Genomic DNA, 24,500 nt, shown 5'->3' with positions numbered 1-24,500 from the left:
CAGTCGTGACGGGACGCGGTCTTTTGTTATCATCGGTTTCATAATATTGCCCGCTTAAGGAAGCACCGCGCCCATGACCGTACGCCCCTGTTCCGCCTGCCGAGATGGCAAACCCCTAGACTTCGAGTTCAGTTACGCCTATCAGCCCATTCTCGACGTTGGTAAACAAGACGTTTATGCACACGAAGCCCTGGTGCGCGGGGCGGCGGGCGAGTCGGCGTTTTCGGTGTTGTCCAAGGTCAACGAAGACAACCGCTATCAGTTCGACCAGGCCTGCCGGGTCAAGGCCATTAAAACAGCTGCCAGTATTGGTTTGCCGTCAAAGCTGTCTATCAACTTCATGCCCAATGCCATCTACAAGCCCGAACTGTGCATACGCACTACACTCGAGGCTGCGCGGCAGTTCAATTTTCCCATCGACCGCATTATTTTCGAAACGGTCGAGGGCGAACAGGTGAACGATGGCAAGTGGCTTGCCCAGGTGTTGTCCGAATACCAACGCATTGGGTTTAAAACGGCTATTGATGACTTCGGTGCGGGTTATGCGGGCCTTAACTTGTTGGCCGATTTCCACCCCGATATCATCAAGCTCGACATGGGCCTGGTGCGTAATATTCACGAAAGCAAGGCGCGTCGCGCCATTGTGCGGGGCATTGCCGACATTGCCGCCGAACTCGATATTGCGCTGGTGGCCGAAGGGGTTGAGGTTGTTGACGAGTACAAATGTCTGCGCGATTTAGGCATTAACTTGATGCAGGGTTACTTGTTCAGCAAGCCTTTGTTCGAGTCTTGCGCTCAGCGCAACGGCGTTCAGTGGCCTGTGGCTTAACCCCGTCGGGTTAACCTGGTTTGCTAGTCTGGGCGGTGTTTCCTGGCTCGTGTACATCCGAAGCGATGTTTCCGTCAATGAGCGTAATGGTTCGGTCGCAAGTGGCCGATAACCGCGGGTCGTGCGTGACGATCAGTACCGCGCACCCATAGGCTTCGTTAAATTGCCTGAAGACGTCAAACACGCCGGCCGCGGTTTGCGTATCGAGGTTGCCGGTGGGCTCGTCAGCCAAAATCAAGTCGGGGCGTGTCATCAGGGCACGCGCAATGGCCACGCGCTGTTGCTGACCGCCGGATAAATCGCCCGGCTTGCGGTCGGTAAACTTAAGCAAGCCTACCTGGTCAAGCAGTTGTAAGGCGCGCTCGCGCATCTCGGCATTCGGTCGACCATGCCGGATCATCATCGGCATCAGCACGTTATCCAGCACATTAAACGCGGGTATTAAATGGTGAAACTGAAAAACAAACCCGATATGGCGGCTGCGCATGGCAGTCAGGGTTTCGTCGTCCATGGTGCGCGTGGGTTGGCCCATCAGGTACAGCTCGCCCGCGGTGGGCTGGTCGAGCAGGCCCAGCAGGTTAAGCAGTGTGCTTTTACCCGACCCGGACGGGCCAACCAGCGCAGTAAACTCGCCTCGCTTGATGCTCAGGTCGATGCCGTGCAATACCTCGAGCTCGTTGGGTTTGCCAATGTTGTACGACTTTTTCAGGGCCTCAAGGGCCAGTACGGGTTGGGCCATGTCAGACATACCGTATCGCCTCGACGGGGTCTAGTCGCGCGGCCCGCCACGCCGGCACCATGGCTGCCAGTACGCCGGTAACCATGGCCGCCAGCATGGTGGTTGGAATCAGGCTGGGCATGAGCGGGATATAAAACAGCTTGGGGCCGAAGGTGTTGAATGACCACACCAGCGCGTAGCCTGCGGCCGACCCGGCGGCAGAGCCGGCCAACCCCAGCACGGCACCTTGCACCAAAAATACCTGCAGCATCTGGCCGCGCTGCATGCCCATGGCTCGCAAAATACCGATTTCGCGCGTGCGCTGCGTCACACTGATGGCCAGAACGCTGGCAATGCCGAATGCAACCGACATGGCCACAAAGAAACTGATCATGGTGGTCGACAACCGTTGCGAGCTTAGGGCGTTCATGAGCTGGGCATTGGTTTCGATCCAGCTTTCTGCTTTTAACCCGGTCAGGCGGCCGATACGCACGGCAATTTGGTCGGCCTGGAACAGGTCGTTGACGGTCACATCAATAACGGTGACGGCGCCGGGCAGGTCGAGCAGCGATTGCGTTTGTTTAAGGTCGAGATAGACGTAGCGCAGATCGAGTTCGCGTACGCCCAGTTCGAAAATACCTGCAATGGTGACGGTCGCCGTGCGGCCGTCTCCCGATTCGATGCGCAATTTCCCGCCGGTTCGCATGCCCAGGTCGCGGGCCAGTAACGCGCCAATGACGGCGTCACCGGCACCCACCCGAAATTCGCCGTCGATGATGTCGTCTTGTACCGGAATGATTTTTTGATAGCGCTGCGGGTCGATACCGACCAGTGAAACCGACTTCAGTACGTTGCCGCGTCGCGCAAAGGCGGGCCCGGAAATGACGGGGGAGACGGCTGTGACTTCGGGCAGGGTGTCGAGGGTTTGCTGGACGGCCAGCCAGTTATTGACAGAGCGCAGCCGCTGGGCGCGAGGGTCTTCGAGCAGCAGACGGCGTGTGTTGTTGCCCAGCGGTGCAATCAGGTTGCGCTCGTCGGGCGGCTCGACCCTGATATGTGACTGGGTACCCAATGTGCGATCGATGATGTTTTCTTGCAAGCCATTGATGAGGGTGGTGATGAACACAATGACCGAGACCCCAACGGCAATGCCCACCAGGATCAGCAAGGTCTGAGTCATGTTCTGACGCAGGAACTTGATGGCGACCGTGGTTTCCAGCCAGTGCATGTCGGCGCCTAGTTGAATTTCATGGGGGTTTCGCCTGCCGTAGACGCCGGCCGGGTCGATGCTGTGTCGGGTAGCGGTGTGATGTTCAGGCGCACACGTTGGCCCGGTTCAAAGGCGGCCCCGGCCCGGGCAATCAAGTCTTTGGGCGCCAGGCCTTCGGTAACTTCGGTTAACGACTGCCCCCGCAAGCCTGTTGTTACGTCAACTGGTGCCAGCTTTCCGTCTTCATAACGCCATACCGCCGTCGTGCCATTGACCGACCGGAACAGCGCATCGTTGGGCACGACAATGGCAGCGTCGCGTTCGCCGGTGGTAATGGTGACCGTGATGGTCATGTCCTGGCGCAAGAAGTCAGGCTCTGGTGTGGCCTGCAGGCGGACATCGACGGTACCGCGTTCGGGGTCGACCGCGGGTGCAATGGTGCTGATGCGTGCAGGGAAGGGGTTATCCGGGTAGGCGTCGGCAATCACGGTGGCCGGCTGGCCGACCTTTAAAACACCCAGATTGCGCTCGTCGATGGGGACCAGCAATTCTGCGTTGGTGTCGGTACCGATTTCCAGCAAGGTTTTACCTGGCTGGACGAGGTCTCCGGGTTCGACGTTGCGTGTCAGTACGGTGCCGTCGAATTGCGCGCGCACAATGGTTTTAGCCAGGTCGGCTTCGGCAGCCCGCAGGCGTTCTTGCAAAATAGATTCTTGCAGGCCATCAGGTGCAAGCGCCTGGGCGTCGATGCGCGCCTGGCGCGCCGCCGCAAGCGCAATGGCCACGGCGTTCTCGGCCTGTTCAACATCTTCTTTGGTGACGGCGCGTGTATCGAGCAGTTTTTTGCGGCGGTCGAGTTCGCGTTTTGCCTGGGCAAGCTGAGATTCGGTGCGCGCCAGGCTGGCCTGGGCCTGCGGACGTTGTGCGGTGCGCAGCAAGTCCAGCGCAGCCCGGGCCTCTTCGGCGCGGGCCTTCAGGGCGTCGGCACGCAGCACCAGCAAGACATCACCGCGACCCACGCGGTCGCCTTCGCGCACCCGGCGTTCGACAACAACGGCGGTTATTTCGCTGCCTACCTGTGCTCGCGAGTTGGCCACGACACGCCCGGTGGCCACAACCTGTTGTACCAACGGGGCGGCTTCGACCTGATAGCCATTGACCACGGGGCCTTGCCATGCCCGCCAGCCCCATAGCCCAACGGCTGTGACCAGGCCAAGCCCCAGGAACAACTTCCAGCGTGAAGAATGTTTAGCCACCGTGCGAAACCCGAGTCATGTCAGTCTGACAGTATATCGGGCCGGATTGGGTCTTGGGCGCGCCAGCGTTGTAGTTGCACGGGGATGTGTTCCAGATCGGCAAGCAGTTGCACACCGGGCACCCCGCGACGATGCAAGACAGGGTGGGGGCTGCCGGCCCATAGCTCGATGTTGGCCGGCAGCATGGTGCGCAGTTCAGTTAGCCCGTCGGTGGCATGACCAGGATTGCTGGCGGCTGAAAAACTGATGGCGATGATGTCTGCACGGTGTGCGCGTGCTGCGTTGACCAGGTCGTGCAGTGGGGTCTGCGCACCCAGACTCATGCAGGCGCAGCCCTCGACCTGGAAGATGGCTTCGGCCATCAGCAGGCCCAGGCTGTGGCTCTCTCCGGGGAATGTAGACAGCAATACGCGAGGGCGGCTGTGCTGGTTAGCCTCGGGGGCCGAGGCCATGGCTGTACGCAAGCTGGTTTCCAGCATTTCGCTACATAGGTGCTCTTCAAAAATGTGCAGCTCGCCGCTGGCCCAGGCCTCCCCGATTTCGTGCATAAGGGGGATCGCCACCTTGAGCACAAACTGCGACAGCCCGGTCCGCATGATGGTTTGAGAGAACCGACGCCGGATTTGTGCCGGGTCGTGCGATTTGAGCAGCGTGATGATGTCCTGGATTTCGTTCTGCTGTTCGGGGGCGACGTTGGCCGCGGCGGGCTTTGCAACGTCGCTTTCCCGCAGTTCTTCACCCAGGCGATGCAGGTCTTCCAGCGTTAATGAAACGATGCGCCCGGGGCGATGCCCGGCGTCGAGCAGTCGTTTGATGACCCGAAGCTTCTCAACCTGATCGGGCGGGTACAGGCGCTCGCCATTGATATCGCGCTTGGGCGTCGGGAAGCCGTAGCGCTTTTCCCAGACCCGCAAAGCGTCTTTGCCGATGCGGGTGTCGCGTTCGACGGCGGTGATGTTAAGCATCAACTGATTGGTGTTGTCTGGTGGGCTCATGGCGGATTCGGGTCTGTGCGCAGGTTTGTCTTGGACATATATGATATCAATTAATATTGTCTTGGACAAAATATTGTTAAAAGCGAATTTTATCGTTAATATAGTGAAGACATTTAACTTTGACTAGGACATTTATGGTTTTGTCCAGGGACAGGAGTCTTGTATGAAGCATGTTGCCGTCATTGGTTCCGGCATATCCGGCCTAAGTGCCGCCTGGTCGCTTGCCCAGGCCGGCGAGGGCGCCCGCGTCACCCTGTTTGAGGCCGCCGACTATGCCGGCGGGCATACACATACTGTTGATGTCACGCTTAACGATGCCAACGGCAAGCCTGTCACGCACGGGGTCGACACCGGGTTTCTGGTTTTTAATCACCGGACGTACCCGCAGCTTGTCGAACTCTTCAAAACGCTCGATGTGCCAACGGCGCCGTCTGACATGTCGTTTTCGGTTCAGGCCGAGCAGGGCGGGCTGGAGTGGTGCGGAACTGACCTTAACGGCGTGTTCGCCCAACGAAGCAATATATTCAAGCCATCGTTCTGGCTTATGCTGCGCGAAATTTTGCGCTTTAATAAAGAAGCTACGCGACTGGCCGAAACCGGCAACGAGGTCGAGCTCACCCAGAGCATCGGGCACTTTCTGGACAATCGGGGTTACACCGAATCATTCCGTCGCTGGTATTTGCTGCCCATGATCAGCAGCATCTGGTCGTGCCCGGCCGGGCAAATGCTGCAATTTCCGGTGTCTACCTTGATTCGCTTTTGCCACAATCACGGTCTGCTTCAGGTTAACGATCGCCCGCAGTGGTACACCGTTAGCGGGGGCGCGCGTCAGTATGTGCAGCGCATGCTGACGTCGATTCCCGATGTTCGGCTTAATACGCCGGTGACGGCGGTGCGTCGTAATGGTCCGGGCGCCGGGGTAACGGTTTTCAGCCCGGCACATGCCGAGCATTTCGACGAAGTGATTTTTGCCTGTCACTCTGACCAGGCGTTGCGCATCCTGGGTCAAGACGCGCGTGCTTCAGAGCAAGCCGTTTTGTCGGCGATCCCGTACCAAGATAACCATGCGGTGCTGCACACCGATACGGCCTTGTTGCCCAAGCGGCGTTTGGCCTGGGCTGCCTGGAACTACGAACATCGGGATACCGCCGACGGCGAGGGTCAGGGCGGGGTTTGTTTGCACTATTTGCTTAACCGGCTGCAGCCGTTGCCGTTTGCGCAAGACGTTATTGTGTCGCTTAACCCGATTCGTCAACCCGATCCGGCCAAGGTTATTGCCCACATTAACTATGCGCATCCCGCGTTTGACCTGGCTGCGCGCGACGCCCAAGAAAAGCTGCCAGGCATTCAGGGTGAGAACCACACCTGGTTCTGCGGCGCCTGGACAGGCTATGGCTTTCACGAAGACGGCCTGAAATCGGGGTTGGCCGTAGCGCAGGCCCTGCAGGCGCGCTGGCGGGCCGCTGCCAACCTTTTGCAGGCGGCTTAACATCGTGCGCGCCGCGACCTCGCCCCTTCAATCGGTGTCCCCCGGCACCGCCGCCATGGCAGCGGCCGCGATACCGCCGTCGGTGGCAAAAATCGGTAAAGGCGTGGTGCGTCATACCCGCTTGCGGCCCGCGCGCAACGCGTTTGCTTACAAAACCTGGTTCTTGATGCTGCCCATGCGCAGCTGGCGCCACACGCCGGTGGCCGGGTTAAAGCGCAACCAGCGCGGGTGGGTAAGTTTCTACGACACCGATCATGGTGACGGTGGCCCCGATGCCCTGGCCTGGCTGGAAGATGTGCTGTTGCAAGTCGGAATACAGGCCGATGGCGAAGTCTGGCTGCACACGTATCCCAGGGTCCTGGGTTACGTATTCAACCCGGTCAGCTTCTGGTATGCCCACGATGCCGACGGTACCCTTAAGGCCATTGTTGCCGAGGTCAACAACACATTCGGGCAGCGCCACTGTTACTTGCTTACCGGCCCCGATTTGCGCTGGGGGCAAGAGCTTCACGCCAAAAAAACCTTTCATGTGTCGCCGTTTTGTCAGGTCAATGGCGGCTACCGGTTTCGCTTTATGCAAACCACAGGTGGCCCGTCACAAGCGCCCCGTACGGTGGCGCGCATCGATTACGACGATGACGCCGGCCCTTTACTGCAAACGAGTGTCAGCGGCGTACTGACGCCGCTGACGCCAAACAGCCTGTGGCGCACGGTGATGTCCATGCCGTTGCTGACTTTGGCCATCATTGCCCGTATTCATTGGCAGGCTGCCAAGCTATTCTGGAAACGTGTGCCGTTCTCGACCAAACCCCTGAAGAGTGCCCCTCATGACTGACACCCTGAACCCCCGTACGCCCGGGTTGTCGCAAACGCCCGTGGATAAAACACGCGGCCCCGCGGCTGCCCGTACTATTTTGCGCATGCTCAACAACCTGGCCCATGGCACCCTGGAACTGACCTTGCCCGACGGCAGCCAGCGGCGCTTTGGTAACGGCAAGCAGCCTCATGCCGCGGTCCGGTTAAATAATTGGGCGGTTTTTTCTGCGGCGCTTAAGTCGGGTGACATTGGTTTTGCCGAAACGTTCATCAACGGTGACTGGAGTACCCACGATCTGCCGGGCCTTATCCGGCTGTTCATCCTGAATCGCGACCACATGGAGCGCGTCATGTATGGCTCGTGGTGGGGCAGTTTGCTTTACCGTTTCCGTCACCTGTTTAACCGCAATAGTCGTAGCGGCAGTCGTCGCAATATTCATGCGCATTACGACCTGGGCAATGCGTTTTACTGCCATTGGCTTGATGCCACCATGAACTACTCGTCGGCCTGGTTCAATGGCAACACCCAGCAGTCGCTGGCCGACGCCCAGCGCGCCAAAATTCGTCGTGCCCTCGACGAGGTGCGGGTGCAGCCGGGCCAGCGCGTACTGGAAATTGGCTGTGGCTGGGGCGCTGTTGCCGAAACCGTTGCCGCCGAGCGTCGCGCCAGTCTTACCGGGGTGACCTTGTCGACCGAACAACTGGTATTTGGCCAGCAGCGTTTACGCGATGCCGGGCTGGCGCAACTCACCGACCTGCGTCTTCAAGATTATCGCGACATCGACGACGGCCCGTATGACGCCATTGTGTCGATCGAGATGTTTGAAGCGGTGGGGCAGGCCTACTGGCCCGAGTACTTCAATGTGCTGGCCCGCAACCTTAAACCCGGGGGTCGCGCCTGCATTCAAAGCATCACGATTCGCGACGACCTGTTCGAGCGCTATGCGCGCTCTACCGACTTCATCCAGCAGTACATCTTCCCGGGTGGCATGCTGCCCAGCCGTGACGTCTTCATTCAGCATGCGCAGGCGGCAGGCCTGAAAGTAGAACGCTCATTTGCTTTTGGCCCCGACTACGCCGAAACCTTGCGCCGCTGGCGCACGCCTTTCCAGGCCAACGAGCAAGCGATTCGCGCGTTGGGCTTTGATACCCGCTTTATGCGCACCTGGGACTTCTATCTGTCGTATTGCGAAGCGGCTTTCGATACCGGTAACACCGACGTTATTCAATTCACGTTGTACAAGCCGGAGGAATAAGCCATGTCAGGGGTCAACGTCATTCGTCGTGTGTTGTCTGGCCTGCCTGTGGTGCTGGCCCTGATGGGGCTGGCTGCTATGGCGGGCGCGCAAACTCAACCCAACGGGGGGCAAGGCGTAGGCCAGGCGCCTTCGGTATCGTCAAACCGGTTGCAAGAAACCCCTGTGCAGCCTACGGCGTCGGGGTCGTCTGCCGCTGGCCCTGCTGCAGTCAAGGCGCCGACCGAGGTCGTTGCAGCGTTGGGGCAACCGTCGTTGCAGGGCCAAAAACGGTTTCGCTGGTTTGCGTTTTCGGTGTATGACATTCGGCTTTGGCTGTCGCCTGGCGCTACGCCCGATGCGTTGTTCAACGCGCCTTTTGCGCTCGAGCTTGATTATGCGCGCAGCCTGAAGGGCGAGGCGATTGCGCAGCGTTCAATTGAAGAAATGAGCAATCTCGATACCATCAGCCCCGATGAGCAAGCCGACTGGCTGGCGCTGATGACGCGCGCCTTTCCCGACGTTGCCGAGGGCGACCGCCTGACCGGCGTTTGGCGGCCTGGTGGCACTGTGGAGTTTTTCTTTAATGGTAAACAAACCGCGTCGGTAGAAAACGCGAGGTTTGGGCGTCTGTTCTTCGGGATCTGGTTGTCCGAGAAGACCTCCGAACCGGCGATGCGGTCGGCTTTGCTGGGGCAATTGTAATGACGGCCCGCGAGGTGCACCCCGCGCCTGCGGCGGGCTTTAATTACGGGGCCTTGGGGTTGCCCCTGGCATTCGTGGCGCTGCCGCTGTACGTGTACATGCCCGCCTATTACGCCGAACAGTTCGGTGCCTCCTTGGCGGCATTGGGGGCGGTGCTCTTGTTTGTCCGTATCTTCGACGCCGTAACCGACCCGGTCATGGGTTATGTGGCCGATCGCCTGTTTTCGGTATCCAGACGCAGCTTGCAGCTTGCAGCTTGCCGTGGGGCTGGGGTGCGTGGCTTTGCTGGCCGGCTTTATCGGGCTTTTTTTTCCGCCGCAGGCCTTGCGTGAACCGCAAACGGCTTTGCTGGCCTGGTGCGCGCTTGCGCTGATGCTGACCTACCTGGCCTACAGCGCGCTGACCATCACGCATCAGGCCTGGGCCGCGCGTCTTAAAGGCAGTGACGACGCCCAAAGCCGGTGGGTCTCCTGGCGCGAAGCTGCCACCCTGGTCGGCGTGATGCTGGCCAGTGTCTTGCCCACTGTGGCGGGTATGCCGGCTACCGCCGTGGTCTTGGGCGTGGCGCTGTGGCTGGGCTGGCTGGCGTTAGGGCGTGCGCCTGCCCCTGTCGCCCCTAACGTCAGTCTTGCGGGGCCTGCCGTCGCGCCCAGGCTTTCTTTGCATTACTTTGCGTTGCCCTGGCGTGGCCCCGCGTTTCGCGGGCTGATGGCGGTGTTCCTGGTCAATGGCATAGCCAGTGCCATCCCGGCGACCTTGCTGCTCTTCTTTGTCAACGATCGCTTGCAGGCTGCGGGCTGGGAAGGCGCTTTTTTGGCCATTTACTTTGCATGTGCGGCAGTGTCTTTGCCGCTGTGGGTCAAAGTGGTTGCCCGCGTTGGCCTGGGGGCGGGCTGGGCAGTGGGCATGGCGCTGGCCGTCGTCAGTTTTTTTGGGGCGGCGTTTCTGGGGGCCGGTGACACGACGTTGTTTCTTCTAATTTGCGCGGCCAGCGGGTTGGCGCTGGGCGCCGACCTCGCACTGCCCACACCGTTGCTGGCCCGTGTTATTCGCACCGAGGCGGTCAGCCCCGATTCCGAAGGGGCTTACTTTGGCTGGTGGAACAGTGCGTCGAAACTGAATCTGGCCCTGGCTGCAGGGCTGGTGTTGCCGATGTTGCAGTGGCTGGGGTATACGCCTGGCCAAACCGATGAACACGGGTTGTGGTCGCTTAGTCTGGCTTACGCGGTCCTGCCTTGTGGTTTGAAACTGGTGGCGCTTTACGCCTTGTGGCTATGGCGTCGCCGTTGGGATAAGGAGCATTGATATGCCTGTATTTACAGCCTGGAAACGGGGCGTGCGCTGGGCCACGCTATCGGTCGCGTGTATGGGGCTGATTGCCTGTGCATCGCCCAAACCCGCCGATTATGCGGCAGAGCGGCCTGTGCTTGACTTGCGCGAGTATTTTGTCGGTGACATTGACGCCTATGGTTTGTTTACCGACCGCAGCGGCAAGGTGGTCAGACGCTTTACCGTCAAAATCAAAGCCAGCTGGGAAGGCAACAAAGGGGTGCTGGAAGAAGACTTTATCTATAGCGATGGCGAGAAGCAACGCCGCGTCTGGTACCTGACCTATGAGGGTGACGGGCGCTACACCGGTACTGCCGAAGATGTAGTCGGCGAAGCGTCTGGCGAGGTGGCAGGTAATGCCTTCCAGTGGCGCTATGTGCTGCGGCTGCCGGTTGGCGACCGGACCTACGATGTTTCGTTCAACGACTGGATGTACCTGATGGATGACAAGGTCATGCTGAACAAGGCGGTCATGAGCAAGTTTGGCATCCGTCTGGGCGATGTCACGTTGTCGTTCCATAAACGTTAAGGGCAAATTATGGCGCTGAATCCCCGTTTCGATTACTCCGCAGATCAGGTTGTCTGGGTTGTCGGTGCGTCAACGGGCATCGGGCGTGCCGTTGCCGAACGGCTGGCCTCGAAGGGCGTTAAAGTGGTGGTGTCGGCCCGCGATGCGTCGGCGCTCCATACCTTCGAGGCCCGGTTCAACGGGTGTCTGGCGCTGGCGCTTGATGTCACCGATGCTGCCGCGGTGCGTTCGGCGTGTAATGCCATTGTGCAGCGCTATGGGCGTTTAGACCGGGTCTTGTATTGCGCCGGCGTCTACAAGGCCATGCGCGCCCAGCGGTTCGACCTGAGTCAAATGATCCAACATCAGCAGGTTAACTATATTGGCGCCCTGAATGTCCTGGCGCCGGTTATACCGCTGTTCTTGCAGCAAGGCACCGGGCATATCAGCCTGGTTTCAAGCGTGGCCGGCTTTAGCGGGCTGCCGCAAGGTTTGGCCTATGGCCCCACCAAGGCCGCACTTACGCACCTGGCCGAAACGCTTTTTCTGGATTTGCGCCCGCAAGGTATCGGGGTGTCGGTGGTTCACCCGGGGTTTGTCGAAACGCCTTTGACGCGCCAGAACGAATTTCCCATGCCGTTTCTGCAAACACCCGAGCAGGCGGCCGACGCCATTGAAAAGGGCTGGATGCGAGGCCATTTCGAGATTGACTTCCCGAAACGTTTTTCTTTCATTCTTAAAGCGCTGCGCTGGCTGCCTTATGGCCTGTACTTCAAGCTGGTTCACAAAGGAACTGGACTATGACGCAAACCTTGTCGCCCAACGCCAACGGGCAAACGCATTTGCTGGGCCCGGCCCGGCGCATGGCCGAGCTGGCGGCCTACTACGAGCAGCTGTCGCCGGCCAGCCTTGAGCATTTGGGGCGTCTTTACGACGAGCAGGCCCGTTTTAAAGACCCGTTTAACGACGTGGTGGGTGTGGCGGCCATTCAGGCTGTTTTTCGGCATATGTTCGACACCGTGCAGCAGCCGCGTTTTGTCGTGCACGACACCATTGTCCAGGGCGACAAGGGGTTTCTGGTTTGGTCGTTTCACTTTTATTCGGCCGGTGGCCGCACCGCCCGTGCGTGGGAAATTAAAGGGGGCAGCCATGTGCAGTGGGGCCGAGACGGCCGCATTGTGCTGCATCGCGACTACTGGGACGCCGCTGAAGAGCTCTACGCAAAATTGCCGGTGCTGGGTGGCCTGATGCGATATTTAAAACGCAAGTTGGCGACGCCCATAACCCGGTAACCGATGTCGTTGCAATAAGGTGCGTGTATTGCCCAAATCATGGCCAGGCCAGCACTATCGACCCACGGGCTTGTTGTTGTGACTGCCCAATAAAAAACGCCCCTTGCGGGGCGTTTTTAGCTTAAGACACGGTAATCGTGTGCTTAGGCGGCCTGGATGTTTTTAGCCTGGGGGCCTTTGGGGCTGTCAGCTGTTTCGAAAGAAACGCGCTGGTTTTCGTTCAGCGACTTGTAGCCTGTACCAACGATGTCGGTGTGGTGGGCGAACAGGTCTTTACCGCCAGCGTCGGGAGTGATGAAGCCGAAGCCTTTTTCGTTGTTGAACCATTTAACAATACCGGTTTGCGTAGTCATGTGACAATTCCTTAAAAAAATATGGGCCAATATGCCCTGGGCAAGACTTATTCAAGGAACGGCGACTCGAGCAAAAAGACGTACTGTTTGAACTTAAATACAACGAACTTGAAAAATCTCTCGATGAATGTAGTCGTATTTTTGCGCGTTGTCTACTACTGAATGTATTCGGGCCAACACTGTTGTGTTGGCCCGTCGTTTTTTGTGGCTTAAAACCGGTGCACGGTTATGCCAGCAACTGACGCGACCCGCCGATGGCCGGGGCTTCGGGTGAGGTGCCGCGCGGGGTGACATCGATTTCGCGGTTGTTGCTGTCGACCCGGAAGGTAGAGACCAGCTTGGCCAGGGTGCCGGCCTGGTCTTGCAGGCTGTCGGACGCAGCCGAGGCTTCCTGGACGAGGGCGGCGTTTTGCTGGGTGACCTGATCCATTTGCGAGACAGCCTGGTTGACCTGGTCGATGCCGATGCTTTGCTCTTGGCTGGCGGCGGTGATTTCGCCCATGATGTCGGTGACGCGTTTAATGCTGGCGACGGTTTCCTGCATGGTGGTGCCGGCTTCGGCGACCAGGCGGTTGCCGGTTTCGGTGATGCTGACCGACTTGTCGATGAGATCTTTGATTTCTTTGGCGGCCTGGGCGCTGCGCTGGGCCAGCGAGCGTACCTCGGAGGCCACGACGGCAAAGCCTTTACCCTGTTCGCCGGCGCGGGCCGCTTCAACGGCCGCGTTCAGGGCGAGGATATTGGTTTGAAAGGCGATGGAGTCGATGACACTGATGATGTCAACCACCTGTTTTGACGATTCGTTGATGGCGCCCATGGTGTCCACCACCTGGGCGACGACCTGGCCGCTTTTGGTGGCTACGCTGGCGGCCGACTCGGCCAGGCCATTGGCCTGACGGGCGTTGTCGGCATTTTGCTTGACGGTGGTGGTGAGCTCTTCCATGGTGGCGGCGGTTTCGGCCAGCGAGCTGGCTTGTTGCTCGGTACGGGAAGAGAGATCCATATTGCCGGCGGCGATTTGCCCGGCGGCAGTGGCGATAGAGTCGGCGCCGTCTTTGACCTCGCGCACGACATTAAGCAGGTTGGCGTTCATGCGCTGCAGGGCGGCCATAAGGGTGGCCAGTTCGTCGCTGCCCTTGACGTTGATACGACTGGTCAGGTCGCGGTTAGAGACTTTCTCGGCAAAATTAACCGCGTTGGTGAGCGGGCGGGTAATAGAGCGGGTAATGGAAATGGCCAGCAGCAGCCCGATAAGCAAAGACACGGCTGTTAGCCCGACAAGCAGGTTCAGTGCCACTGTGTTGTTGGCATGCAAGGCTGTCGCATTAGTGTTGATAAGATTCTGCTGGAACTTGAGCAGATCGCTGATACTGCCGTTGTACCGGTCCAGCAAGCCCTCGAGCTCGTTGTCGTAAAAGTTTTGCGCGGCCTGCAGGTTGCCCTGACGACGTTGCTCAAGCGCATCGTTACGCTTGCCGACATATTCGCTGCGGCGTTGCTGGATAACGTCGTAAAGGCGCAGGGCCTCGGGGTTGGTGAGTTTTTCTTTCAGCGCGCTCTGGATTTTGCTGATCTCGGCGCTGGTCACCTTCATTTGGTCTTCGAAGTACTTGATGGTGTCGGCGTCGGTAAGCCGGGCGTTGGCAATGGTACGGGTGGCGTTCAGAGCGGTCAGCTTGCTCCATTCATTGATCATGCGTTCGCTGGCCAGGCGAGTTTCGGTCAGGTCTGATGCCATGGCGTCGGAGCCTTGTACCCGCCAGATGCCGATGCCTGCCAGCAAGGCAATGAAGAGAAGCATGATGGCAAAGCTTACAATGAGGCGCGTGCCGATTTTTAGATTGTTCATGGTGAAAACCTGAAGGCTGGCGCAGCAGATGCCGCCTGCGCAATAGAAATAAAAAGTGCTTTTGTAACGAAACGACGGCGTTACTTTTACAAACAGCTGAAATCATTTTAGTTAAGCTTTTCAAACTGTAAAGGTCTGAAATGAAGGTATGTATTGCAGGACTTGGCGCTTTTGGCCAGAAACATCTGGAAGCGATCGCTGCCATCGATGGGGTTGCCGTCAGTTCGGTGGTGGGTGGACGCAGCCTGGCGCAGGCGCAAGATGTTGCCGTGCGTTTCGGCGTGCCGCACGTCACGCTCGACCTGAACGAAAGCCTTGCGCGCAGCGATGTTGACGCGGTTATTTTGTGCAGCCCGACCCAGGTGCACGCCGTGCAGGCCATGGCGTGTTTAAGGGCAAAAAAACCGGTTCAAATCGAAATCCCCATGGCCGATAACTTGCGCGACGCCCGCGAAATCGTGGCATTGCAGCAACACGCCGGCGTGGTGGCCATGGCCGGCCATACGCGTCGCTACAACCCGGGGCACCAGTGGATACGTCGTCGTATTTTGTCGGGCGAGCTTACTTTGCAGCATCTCGATGTCCAGACGTTCTTTTTTCGCCGCAGCAATATCAACGCGGCCGGCGAGCCACGTAGCTGGACAGACCACCTGCTTTGGCATCATGCGTGCCATACCGTTGACCTGTTTCAGTACCAAACGGGCCAGACGGCCTCGCGCGTACATGCCATGCAGGGGCCGCCGCACCCCGACCTGGGCATTGCCATGGATATGTCGATTCAGTTGCAGGTGCCCTCGGGGGCGCTGTGTTCGTTAACGCTTTCGTTCAATAACGACGGGCCGCAGGGGACATTTTTCCGGTACATCTGCGACAACGGCACGTATATTGCGCGCTACGATGAGCTGCTCGATGGACACGGCCGCCCGGTGGATTTGTCCGGAGTGGATGTATCGCTGAACGGCATTGAGTTGCAAGACCGCGAATTTTTCGAGGCGATTCAATCCGGGCGCGAACCGCGATCGGGCGTGGCGAGTGTGCTGTCGGCCTACGAAACGCTTGATCGCCTTGAACGCAGCCTGGCCTGAGTCCAACGCCTTGGCCCCTTTAATGAAGAACAATAATGTCCAGTCACAAACTTACCCCCGAACAAGTCGCAGCGTTAAAGCAAAACCTTATCGATAGCCCGTCGTACCGGGTGGCCTACAAAGACGCCGACTTCATGGAGGCCGAAGACCTGCGGCCGGTGCGTCTGCAGCTCGAGCTGCTCAAGCCCGAGTATTACCTGCGCAAAAATCATATCGAGTCCACCATTGTGGTGTTTGGCAGCGCGCGCGTTTTGCCGGCCGAGCAGGCCCAGCATGCGCTTGGCCAAGCTACCGAACACGCCGCGCGCCACCCCGAAGACCCCCAGGCACAGCAGGCGCTGGCCAAAGCCTCGAAGCAGGTGCATTATTCGCGGTACTACGAAGAAGCGCGCCGGTTCGCGCATATTGTGTCCAAGCGCTTTCAGGTCAACAGCCCGTGCCAGTTTGTGGTGGTTACCGGCGGGGGCCCCGGCATCATGGAGGCCGGTAATCGCGGGGCTTTCGAGGCCGACGCCTTGAGCGTCGGGCTTAATATCACCTTGCCCCACGAGCAAGAACCCAATCCGTATATCAGCCCGTCGGTGTGCTTTCACTTCAACTATTTTGCCTTGCGCAAAATGCATTTCATGATGCGGGCGCGGGCATTGGTGGCTTTTCCCGGGGGGTTTGGCACGCTCGACGAGCTCTTCGAAGCGCTTACGCTGGTGCAGACCGAAAAAATGGCACGCATGCCTATTGTGTTGGTGGGCAAGTCCTTCTGGTCACGCCTGGTCGACCTGGACTTTCTGGTCGAAGAAGGCATGATTTCACCGCAAGATCGCGAACTGGTCAGTGTGGTCGAAACGGCCGACGAAGTTGTGGCCATTCTCGAGCGGTTTTATCCAGATTGCGACGACTGTCGCCTTCCACCCAAAGGGGTTATATGAGTCAGCATGCAGGGTCGGGGCAGCAAGCCTCGTGGGGTGAGTTGCTTTCGGGGCGCAACGGGTTGCGCTCGCTGGCCGTGGCGGGTGGCGTAGCGTTGCATGCGGTTAATGTTTATATTGCCACCACCATTTTGCCCTCGGTGGTGCGCGACATTGGCGGTCTCGAGTACTACGCCTGGAACATGACGTTGTTCGTCGCCGCATCAATCATGGCATCGGCGCTGTCTGCCAAGGCGTTCGACACCTTGGGGTTAAAAAAGGCCTTTCTGGTGGCTATTGCGGTGTTCTCGGTGGGCACAACGCTGTGTGCACTGGCACCCTCCATGGCGCTCATGCTGTTTGGGCGCACCATTCAAGGCCTTGGGGGCGGTCTGCTTTTAGGGCTTTGCTATTCGTCCATTCGTGTGGTTTTCGAAGAGCGCCTCTGGACGCGCGCCATGGGGTTGACGTCGAGCATGTGGGGGGTGGCTACGCTTAGCGGCCCGGCCATTGGCGGCATGTTCGCCCAGTCGGGCCATTGGCGGTGGGCGTTTGGCGCCATATTGCCCGTGGCAGCCGGCCTGGCATGGCTGGTTATCCGCGAAATCAACGAAAACACGGTCAGTAATGCCGACGCACCGCGTCAGCGCGTGAATGTGCCTGTGGGCAAGGTCGCGCTTATTGTGTTGTCGGTTCTGGCTGTTTCGGCCGGCAGTTTGTCGACTGCGGTCACCTGGAACGCGTTGGGCATTTTGGCGGGCGTGCTGATTGCCCTTTACGTGGTCCGGCTAGAGCAACGCCCGGGCACGATCCGCTGGTTGCCCGAAGGCGCCTACTCGGTGCGCGAGCCTATGGGCAGCATTTACGCCTGCGTTGCGCTCATGAGTGCGGCCATTACCGTCGAAATTTTTGTGCCGTATTTTCTGCAAACCATTCACGGCCTCGAGCCCCTGGCCGCGGGCTACATGACGGCAATCATGTCCATGGGCTGGACGATAGGCTCTATTTCCAGCTCGGGCCGTGGTCCGGTAGTTGCCCGCTTTTTAATGCGCAGCGGCCCTGCGGTGACCACATTGTCGTTGCTGGGGCTGCTGGTGCTGGTGCCGTGGCTCGATGCCTTCGACACGGGCTGGGTTTGGGTGCTTAGCCTGGCCTTGCTGGGTGTGGGGCTGGGTATTGGCATGTGCTGGCCACATTTGCTGGCTCAGGTTTTTCGCAGCGCACCGTCGGGGCAAGAAAGCATTGCGTCGTCCGGCATGATTACCGTTCAGTTGTACGCGCTGGCGCTGGGGTCAACGTTGGGCGGCATGATCGTAAACGCCGCCGGCATGACAGACCCGGGCGGCGTAGTGGGTGCCGTGCAGGCGTCGCAAGCCTTGTTCTTGTTGTTTGCGCTGGCACCGGCACTGGCATTTTGGGCCATGGCGCGGGTGGTGGCCGCCAAACGTCAAAGCGACGCGGCTCGTGGCCACCCCCGGGCCTGATCAGACCGCCTTGGGCAACCTGAATCGCTCCGGATCGGGGCCATGACGGGCCTCGGAATCGTGCAGCGTAGCAATATCGGCCATGTCCTGTTCGTCAAGGTTAAAGTCGAACAGGGCCAGGTTTTCGCGCATGCGTTCGGGGTTGACCGATTTCGGGATCACCATGCAGTTTAGTTGCATATGCCAGCGCAAGACCACCTGAGCCAACGACCGCTTGTGCTTCTGGGCTATTTTGTTCAGCACCGGGTTGTCCCACAGCAACCCATGGCCTAACGGGCTCCATGATTCGGTCACAATATTGTGTTGCGCATGAAATTGACGTAATTCGGGCTGCTGGAAGCGGGGGTTTAGTTCGATCTGGTTCACCACCGGCAGCACGCCGGTTTCATCCAGCAGCGTCTCAAGGTGGTTCTGGTTAAAGTTCGATACCCCTATCGACCTGATCCGACCCTCATCGCGCAGTTGTATCAGGGCCTCCCACGACTTAACATAAAGGCCGATTTTTGGTGCGGGCCAATGGATCAGGTACAGGTCGACGTAGTCCAGGCCAAGTTTGTCCATACTTTCATTGAATGCGGCCATGGTCTCGTCGTACCCGTGGCGGTCGTTCCAGAGTTTTGTGGTGATGAACAGGTCTTTGCGATCGAGGCCGCAGGCTTTAATGGCGCGGCCAACGCCTTCTTCATTACCGTAAATGGCTGCAGTGTCGATCAGGCGATAGCCCGATTCGATAGCGGTCTGAACCGCTTGCGTGACCACGTCGTTTTCAATTTGCCACACACCAAAACCTACGCGGGGCGCTGTGTTACCGTCGTGGAACTTGACGCTATTTACAATAGAGGACATGCGTATCTCCGTAAAGCTTGAAACAGGGCGTGCCCCTTTTTTGATGCTACGGCCAATAATGCGCAGTCATCCAGGAGCAATCTGTGAGTATACATACCGAGGTTAAGCGGCTTACCGTTCCCCAGTTAATGGCCTACAAGGGTCAAAAGAAAATTGCGTCCCTGACGGCGTACATTGCGCCCATTGCACGCCTGCTTGACGAAAGCCAGGACATGATCCTGATCGGCGACTCTACCGCCATGGTGGGCTATGCCTTGCCCGACACCCTGTCCATCACCATCGATCAAATGGCTGCGCATGCGGCGGCGGTGGTGCGGGCGACCCGCCGGGCCTGCATTATTGTCGACATGCCATTTGGCAGTTACCAAGAATCGCCCGAGCAGGCTTTTCGCAGCGCAGCCCGCATGATGTCGCTGAGCGGGGTGGCGGGGGTCAAGCTCGAGGGCGGCGCGGTCATGGCGCCCACCACGCAGTTTCTGGTCGAACGCGGCGTGCCGGTACTGGCGCATGTGGGCCTGATGCCGCAGCATGTCAACACCATGGGGGGCTTCAAGGCGCAAGGGCTTAACGACGCGGCAGCCGAGCGTATTTTCCAGGACGCTCTGGCGCACGAAAAGGCAGGTGCTTTCGGGGTCGTGCTTGAAGGTGTGGCCGAGGGGCTGGCACGCCGCATCACCGAGGCCTTGTCCATTCCAACGATCGGCATCGGCGCCTCGCCGGCATGCGATGGTCAAATTCTGGTCACCGAAGACATTCTGGGCTTAAGCGGCGATCGGATTCCCAAGTTTGCAAAACAGTTTGGCGATGCCGCCACGGTTATTCGCGACGCGGCGGCGCAATATGCCGACAGCGTACGCGATGGCAGCTTCCCCACGCTCGACCACTGCTTCGGCGTTAAAAAAAATGTCGGCTAAGGCGTCTTGAAGCTGTGTGCGGGGGCGCGCTTGCGCGCCCCGTCGGTTGGTTAATGTTGCGTGTCTGTACAGCAGCATGGTGATAGCGGGGCTGGCGTTACGCCATTGGGGCAACGATCAGGTTCCGCAAATGAAAAGTAAAGGTAAACGGTGAATTTCCAGGGAAACGAAATCGCCCTTGCGGGTTGGGTGCTGGCCGGCGTGGTGTTGGGTGTGCTCGTGTCGGCGCTCTACTTTCGGGGGGTGTTGGCGGCGGTGCGCAGGCAGGCCGAACTTGACCGCCAGCAGGCTGATTTTCGTTTGTCCGAGTCCGAAGGGCGAGCCCGCCAGCTTGAAGCCAGGCTGGCCGACGCCGACACGCAACGCCAGCAGCACATGTTGCGCGTCGCCGAGCTTGACGACGACAAGCAGCAGCTCGATCGTAAAGTGGCCGGGCTCGAATCCGAAACCCGAAACTTGCGCGAGCGCCTCGACGAGGCGCGCGACAGCGTCGTCGACAAAGAGCGTGAACTGACGTCGTTGCAAGGCCGGTTCGCTGATATCGACAGGCAACTTACCCGGCTGCAGGCCGAGTATGACGAAAAGCAGGCCAGCTTCGACACCTTGCGCCAATCGTTCGATCAGTCGCGCGAACAGCTTAAAAACGAGTTCCAGAATCTGGCCAACCAGATCCTGGAAGAAAAGGGCAAGACGTTTGCCCAGAACAGCCAGTCATCGCTCGACACCTTGCTCAAGCCGTTTCGCGAGCAAATTGCGGCATTTCAGCAGCGCATCAACCAGGTGCACGATGCGTCGGTTCGGGGTCAGGCCTCGTTGGGGGCCGAAATCAAGCAGGTGCTGGAAGTGGGCTTGCGTATGAGCAGCGAGGCCAACAGCCTGGCGCTGGCCCTTAAGGGCGACAAGAAAACCACGGGTAATTGGGGTGAAATCCAGCTTGAACGTACGCTTGAACTGGCTGGGCTGGTTAAAGGCGACCACTACGATGCGCAACTGCGCTTCCAGGATACCGACGGCCAGTATCGTCACCCCGACTTTGTTATCAAGCTGCCAGACGACAAACACATGGTAATCGACAGCAAAGTGTCGCTGGTCGATTACGACCGGGCGCTGTCGGCGGCTACCGATGCCGAGCGCGACGCTGCACTTGAGGCGCACGTCAAGGCCGTGCGCAATCATATAGACGACCTGTCACGCAAAGACTACAGCAACCTTATCGGCATGCGCAGCCCCAGTTTCGTGCTGATGTTCATGCCTATCGAGTCGGCTTACATCGAAGCACTCAAGTTCAATAAAGATCTGTTCAATTACGGTTATCAGCGCAACGTAGTCATGGTCTCGCACACGACGCTGATGCCCATACTTAAAACGGTGGCGAACCTCTGGATGGTGTCGCGCAGCAATGCACAGGCACAAGAGCTTAGCGCCAGAGCCGGCGAAATTTATAACCAGGTGGTTGTGGTGGCCGAAAACCTTAAAAAACTGGGCGATACGCTGGGTACGGCCAATAACCACTACAACCGTGCCGTTACGTCGCTGGCGGGCCGCCAGGGGCTGTACGGCAAAGTTTCGCGCTTTAACGAGTTATCGGCCAAAGCCAATAAAACCATGCCCGCCATCGAGCCGCTGCATACCGACATCAATATCGAAAAGCTTGAGCTGCTGGTAGCGCCGCCCGAGGCCGATAAAACGGCTGGTGCCTGATTGGCCTGGTCCCGCTAAAGCGGTGGTCGACACCGGTTCGGGACGGACGCTTAATGCGGTCGGATCACGCGTGGTGTGCCAGGCCAAGTGCGATGTGCTTGCCTGAGCGCTGGCCCGGGCGCGATGTCTTTATGGGCGGGGCGGTTCGCCCGCCCACGCGCGCTCTAGCAGGCCGCGCAACCCCTCGGCTTCAAGGGGACGGGGGTTCCAGTAGGGGTTTTTCAGGGCAATATCCAGCGCTTTCTCGATATCGGCCTGAGTCATGCCGATGTCTTTAAGCGCCATGGGTGCATTAATGTTTTTAGCCAGTTGCCAGAGCCCGTGGCCGGCGTCGTCGGTACCCAGCGCTCGTGCGGCGCGAGACATGGCCTCGCCTGCGTTTGGTGTGTTGTAGGCGGCGGTATGCGGCAGCATAATGGCGTGGGTTTCGGCGTGCGGCAGGTCGAATGACCCCCCCAATACATGGCACAGCTTGTGGTGCAGCGCCATGCCGGCAGAGCCCAGGCAAATGCCGCACAACCAGGCACCGTACTGGGCCTGCAGCCGAGCTTCTTTGTCTTGGGGTGATTGGGCAATGATGGGCAGGGCGTACGCCATGGCCCGGATGCCGTCTTCTGCGATTAGCGAAATAATCGGGTTGCGGTCTTGGGCATACAGGCCTTCGACCGCATGCGCCATAGCGTTTAGCCCGCTGGTCGCTGACATGCCCACCGGCAGCGTCAGTGTCAGGTTGACGTCGTAAATAACGGCCTTGGGTTGTATGACTGGCTGGCGAATGGTTGTTTTGATGCCGTTTTCGGTTTGCCCCAAAATGGGCGTCATTTCGGAGCCGGCGTAGGTGGTGGGGACGGCAATTTGCGGCAGCCCGGTGCGCACGGCAATAGCCTTGGCCAGGCCAATGGTAGAGCCACCCCCCAGCGCGACCAGGCAGTCAGCGCCACTGGCTTTAACGTGTTCCATGGCCTTCAGGGTTACCGTTACCGGTGTATGCATGGTTGCGCCGGCAAATACGCCGGCACTGGCCGTGCCCAGTTGTTCGGCAATTTGCTGCGCCCAGGCTTCTTGCTGCGGGGTCGACAATACCAACGCGCGTTTTGCACCCAGTCGCTCTATTTCCGGCAGCAGTTGGTCGAGTTTGCCTTCGCCAAAAATGACGCGGGTGGGCAGGGCTTCGTAGATAAAGTCGGTTTGCATGTGCTGGTGTCCCCGGCAAGTGTGGTTTTTATTGAATGTTGTAACCCAGTATTTGAGCCAGTGCTTCGCCGGCCTGATCGGCACTGTTGCCCCGCCAGGCTACGATCTGGTCGGGCCGGATCAGGGCAAAATCGGCTTCGTATAACGGGCGGGCTTGTGGCGCACTTACAATTTTAAGGTCAAGACCGCGTTTCTGCGCATGTTGCTCGATCTCATGGGTGCTGGCCTGGTCAGGGTTCATGCACAGCAAGGTCCACTCAAACCCGAAGGTATCGTACAGCGAGGTGGTTTCAGAAAGCCAGCAATGGGGCGGGCGGCCGCCGGGGCAGGCCGTGGCCGTGTACTCGTTGGCGGCGTCGGGCGGCGGTTGCGTACCGTCTGACACAATTGCGGCCGACCCGTCGTAACGACCGCCAAAGGTAATACCCGGAATATTGAACTCGGCCCTGCCGTGCCCGGCCAGATACGCACCTGCGGTTTCGCGTGCCTTTTGGCCTGCGTCGCTGTCGTCTTCAATTTCCGGGACAGGTTTGTATAGCCCTAACGAGTCGGCAAAGGTGCGGGCATAGCCTGTGTTGCGCACAGCAAGTGGTCGGCGCTCGGTTTCGTAGGTGTCAAGCAAGGCAGGCGATGCCAGCCCTTTCAATACGGCAGCCAGCTTCCAGGCCAGGTTGACAGCATCTTCGACGGCCGTGTTGTAGCCCAGACCCCCGGTAGGTGTGAACAGGTGTGCTGCATCGCCGCCAATAAACACACGGCCCTTTTGCATGTGGTCGGCCACCAAAGCATGACCGGCCGTCCAGGCGCCGTGCGACAAAATTTCGACGTCAACTGGTTTGCCTACCGCCATCTGGAACATGCGCCGTGCGTCGGCTTCGGTGATGTTGTCTTCTGATTCGTGCGGTTTGAGCTGGGTGTGGAATGCGAACTCGCCCTTGCCGTCGACAGCGGCCATGAAGGCGCGACGTTCGCCATTGAAGCAGACATTCATCCAGGCAGGCGGGTGGGGGACTGTATCGTAGAAACCAGGGCAGCGTGCGTAAACGGCATACATGCGTCCGCCCATGAAGTCGCGTACCACGCCGGTTTCGCCGCTGTAGCGGTAGCCCAGAGTTTCGCGCGTTTTGCTGCGGGGGCCGTCGGCGCCCAGCATGTAGTCGGCGGTAATGGTTTGTTGCCGGCCGTCGGCCACACACTCAATATCCACTTCGACCCGGTCGCCCTGGTCGCGAAACGCCAGCATGCGCCAGCCGAAGTTAATCGATATGCCGGGTAGTTTTTCGGCGTGTTGACGCAGGACCTGCTCTACATACTTTTGAGAAATACGGTGGGGTAGCTCGGCCGCACTCCACGACCCCGATAGTGAGTGGATTTTCTTTTTTGCTTCGGCCGCCGAGGGCAATTGAAAGCGGGCCAGTTCGTGGGTGGCGTAACGCGTGAAATAAGCAATATCGGTGGGGAAGTCTGACGGCAAGCCCAGGTCGCGAATTTCGTGCGCGAAACCCAGCCGACGGTAATGTTCCATGGTGCGCGCCTGTGTGGCGTTGGCTTGGGGGTTGAAGGCGGTACTGGCTTTTTCGTCGATCAGTACGGCGCTAATACCGCGGCGGCCCAGTTCATTGGCCAGCATCAGGCCGCACGGGCCGCCACCCACAATCATGACAGAAGTTTTGCTGGGTAAAGTCATATCGCGCTCATCAGTAAATTGTTCGGTTTTGGGTGTGCCACAGGGTCAAGCCCAGGCACGTGATTGCAATATGGTAAGTTTACCTTACTATTTTGTCAAC

24 protein-coding genes are annotated in these 24,500 nt (G+C 59.0%); 15 read left to right on the top strand and 9 right to left on the bottom strand.

Annotation, left to right across the window (positions count from 1 at the left end; translation table 11 throughout):
- Nucleotides 1-73: 73 nt before the first annotated feature.
- Nucleotides 74-829 carry an EAL domain-containing protein gene (locus tag GTU67_RS08315; RefSeq protein WP_185779627.1) on the top strand — a complete coding sequence of 252 codons (756 nt, stop codon included), beginning with the start codon at nucleotides 74-76 and terminating at the stop codon, nucleotides 827-829.
- Between the two features lie 10 nt (nucleotides 830-839).
- Here the strand turns inward: GTU67_RS08315 and GTU67_RS08310 are convergent, their stop codons facing one another.
- From GTU67_RS08310 to GTU67_RS08295, 4 genes are read right to left on the bottom strand one after another with little or no spacing between them, the layout of a single operon-like run.
- Entirely contained in the window at nucleotides 840-1,577 is a 738-nt protein-coding gene (locus GTU67_RS08310) for an ABC transporter ATP-binding protein (RefSeq protein ID WP_185779626.1), read from the bottom strand.
- A complete protein-coding gene (locus tag GTU67_RS08305; RefSeq protein WP_185779625.1) occupies nucleotides 1,570-2,775 on the bottom strand; it encodes an ABC transporter permease in 1,206 nt (401 codons plus the stop codon). The genes GTU67_RS08310 and GTU67_RS08305 overlap by 8 nt, the downstream gene beginning before the upstream one ends.
- Nucleotides 2,776-2,783: 8 nt before the next feature.
- The gene (locus GTU67_RS08300; protein WP_185779624.1) at nucleotides 2,784-4,013 is read right to left on the bottom strand and encodes an efflux RND transporter periplasmic adaptor subunit; all 1,230 of its coding nucleotides are present in this window, start codon (nucleotides 4,011-4,013) and stop codon (nucleotides 2,784-2,786) included.
- Between the two features lie 20 nt (nucleotides 4,014-4,033).
- Nucleotides 4,034-5,008: a MerR family transcriptional regulator gene (locus tag GTU67_RS08295; protein ID WP_185779623.1), complete on the bottom strand. Its 975-nt coding sequence runs from the start codon at nucleotides 5,006-5,008 to the stop codon at nucleotides 4,034-4,036.
- A 163-nt stretch (nucleotides 5,009-5,171) separates the two neighbouring features.
- Between GTU67_RS08295 and GTU67_RS08290 the strand changes: the two genes are divergently transcribed.
- The 9 genes from GTU67_RS08290 to GTU67_RS08255 are packed head-to-tail and all read left to right on the top strand — an operon-like array spanning nucleotide 5,172 to nucleotide 12,382.
- Complete coding sequence (locus GTU67_RS08290) at nucleotides 5,172-6,497, top strand: NAD(P)/FAD-dependent oxidoreductase (protein WP_185779622.1); 1,326 nt, start codon at nucleotides 5,172-5,174, stop codon at nucleotides 6,495-6,497.
- A gap of 55 nt (nucleotides 6,498-6,552) precedes the next feature.
- Nucleotides 6,553-7,332: a DUF1365 domain-containing protein gene (locus GTU67_RS08285; RefSeq protein WP_185779725.1), complete on the top strand. Its 780-nt coding sequence runs from the start codon at nucleotides 6,553-6,555 to the stop codon at nucleotides 7,330-7,332.
- Nucleotides 7,325-8,569, top strand: a complete 1,245-nt coding sequence (locus tag GTU67_RS08280) for an SAM-dependent methyltransferase (RefSeq protein ID WP_185779621.1) — start codon at nucleotides 7,325-7,327, stop codon at nucleotides 8,567-8,569. The genes GTU67_RS08285 and GTU67_RS08280 overlap by 8 nt, the downstream gene beginning before the upstream one ends.
- A gap of 3 nt (nucleotides 8,570-8,572) precedes the next feature.
- A complete protein-coding gene (locus tag GTU67_RS08275) occupies nucleotides 8,573-9,253 on the top strand; it encodes a chalcone isomerase family protein (RefSeq protein WP_185779620.1) in 681 nt (226 codons plus the stop codon).
- On the top strand, nucleotides 9,253-9,585 hold the full coding sequence (locus GTU67_RS15525) for an MFS transporter (protein WP_283245249.1): 333 nt from the start codon (nucleotides 9,253-9,255) through the stop codon (nucleotides 9,583-9,585). The genes GTU67_RS08275 and GTU67_RS15525 overlap by 1 nt, the downstream gene beginning before the upstream one ends.
- Nucleotides 9,530-10,558 (top strand): MFS transporter, encoded by a 1,029-nt coding sequence (locus tag GTU67_RS15520; protein WP_346727007.1) that lies wholly within the window; start codon nucleotides 9,530-9,532, stop codon nucleotides 10,556-10,558. Before GTU67_RS15525 ends, GTU67_RS15520 begins: the two co-directional genes overlap by 56 nt.
- A 1-nt stretch (nucleotide 10,559) precedes the next feature.
- On the top strand, nucleotides 10,560-11,111 hold the full coding sequence (locus GTU67_RS08265; protein WP_185779619.1) for a DUF3833 domain-containing protein: 552 nt from the start codon (nucleotides 10,560-10,562) through the stop codon (nucleotides 11,109-11,111).
- Nucleotides 11,112-11,120: 9 nt separating this feature from the next.
- The gene (locus GTU67_RS08260) at nucleotides 11,121-11,894 is read left to right on the top strand and encodes an SDR family NAD(P)-dependent oxidoreductase (RefSeq protein WP_185779618.1); all 774 of its coding nucleotides are present in this window, start codon (nucleotides 11,121-11,123) and stop codon (nucleotides 11,892-11,894) included.
- Nucleotides 11,891-12,382, top strand: coding sequence for a nuclear transport factor 2 family protein (locus GTU67_RS08255; RefSeq protein ID WP_249417639.1), 492 nt, complete (start codon nucleotides 11,891-11,893; stop codon nucleotides 12,380-12,382). Before GTU67_RS08260 ends, GTU67_RS08255 begins: the two co-directional genes overlap by 4 nt.
- 143 nt (nucleotides 12,383-12,525) lie before the next feature.
- Here GTU67_RS08255 and GTU67_RS08250 read toward each other — a convergent pair whose 3' ends face one another.
- Nucleotides 12,526-12,735 carry a cold-shock protein gene (locus GTU67_RS08250; RefSeq protein WP_093969856.1) on the bottom strand — a complete coding sequence of 70 codons (210 nt, stop codon included), beginning with the start codon at nucleotides 12,733-12,735 and terminating at the stop codon, nucleotides 12,526-12,528.
- Between the two features lie 226 nt (nucleotides 12,736-12,961).
- On the bottom strand, nucleotides 12,962-14,584 hold the full coding sequence (locus GTU67_RS15515) for a methyl-accepting chemotaxis protein (RefSeq protein WP_185779617.1): 1,623 nt from the start codon (nucleotides 14,582-14,584) through the stop codon (nucleotides 12,962-12,964).
- Between the two features lie 140 nt (nucleotides 14,585-14,724).
- On the opposite strand from GTU67_RS15515, the gene GTU67_RS08240 reads away from it, so the two are divergent.
- Genes GTU67_RS08240 through GTU67_RS08230 form a run of 3 tightly spaced genes read left to right on the top strand, consistent with a single transcriptional unit; the run spans nucleotide 14,725 to nucleotide 18,058 of the window.
- Entirely contained in the window at nucleotides 14,725-15,669 is a 945-nt protein-coding gene (locus tag GTU67_RS08240; protein WP_185779616.1) for a Gfo/Idh/MocA family oxidoreductase, read from the top strand.
- Between the two features lie 35 nt (nucleotides 15,670-15,704).
- Nucleotides 15,705-16,595, top strand: a complete 891-nt coding sequence (locus tag GTU67_RS08235) for an LOG family protein (RefSeq protein ID WP_185779615.1) — start codon at nucleotides 15,705-15,707, stop codon at nucleotides 16,593-16,595.
- Entirely contained in the window at nucleotides 16,592-18,058 is a 1,467-nt protein-coding gene (locus tag GTU67_RS08230; RefSeq protein WP_185779614.1) for an MFS transporter, read from the top strand. The genes GTU67_RS08235 and GTU67_RS08230 overlap by 4 nt, the downstream gene beginning before the upstream one ends.
- On the opposite strand, the gene GTU67_RS08225 is transcribed toward GTU67_RS08230, so the two are convergent.
- Nucleotides 18,059-18,904, bottom strand: a complete 846-nt coding sequence (locus tag GTU67_RS08225; RefSeq protein WP_185779613.1) for an aldo/keto reductase — start codon at nucleotides 18,902-18,904, stop codon at nucleotides 18,059-18,061.
- Between the two features lie 83 nt (nucleotides 18,905-18,987).
- Here GTU67_RS08225 and panB point away from each other — a divergent pair, with 83 nt between their 5' ends.
- Nucleotides 18,988-19,818, top strand: coding sequence for a 3-methyl-2-oxobutanoate hydroxymethyltransferase (gene panB, locus GTU67_RS08220; RefSeq protein ID WP_185779612.1), 831 nt, complete (start codon nucleotides 18,988-18,990; stop codon nucleotides 19,816-19,818).
- A 150-nt stretch (nucleotides 19,819-19,968) separates the two neighbouring features.
- Nucleotides 19,969-21,519 carry a DNA recombination protein RmuC gene (locus GTU67_RS08215; protein ID WP_346727006.1) on the top strand — a complete coding sequence of 517 codons (1,551 nt, stop codon included), beginning with the start codon at nucleotides 19,969-19,971 and terminating at the stop codon, nucleotides 21,517-21,519.
- A 129-nt stretch (nucleotides 21,520-21,648) separates the two neighbouring features.
- On the opposite strand, the gene GTU67_RS08210 is transcribed toward GTU67_RS08215, so the two are convergent.
- Both GTU67_RS08210 and GTU67_RS08205 read right to left on the bottom strand, forming a co-directional pair.
- Nucleotides 21,649-22,713 (bottom strand): maleylacetate reductase, encoded by a 1,065-nt coding sequence (locus tag GTU67_RS08210; protein WP_185779611.1) that lies wholly within the window; start codon nucleotides 22,711-22,713, stop codon nucleotides 21,649-21,651.
- Between the two features lie 28 nt (nucleotides 22,714-22,741).
- A complete protein-coding gene (locus GTU67_RS08205; RefSeq protein WP_185779610.1) occupies nucleotides 22,742-24,400 on the bottom strand; it encodes an FAD-dependent oxidoreductase in 1,659 nt (552 codons plus the stop codon).
- Nucleotides 24,401-24,500 lie beyond the last annotated feature (100 nt).

This window comes from Pusillimonas minor (genome assembly GCF_014237865.1).
Lineage (GTDB): Bacteria > Pseudomonadota > Gammaproteobacteria > Burkholderiales > Burkholderiaceae_B > Neopusillimonas > Neopusillimonas minor.
The sequence above is the reverse complement of the archived record's forward strand: the minus strand, read 5'-3'. Positions and strand labels throughout refer to the sequence as shown.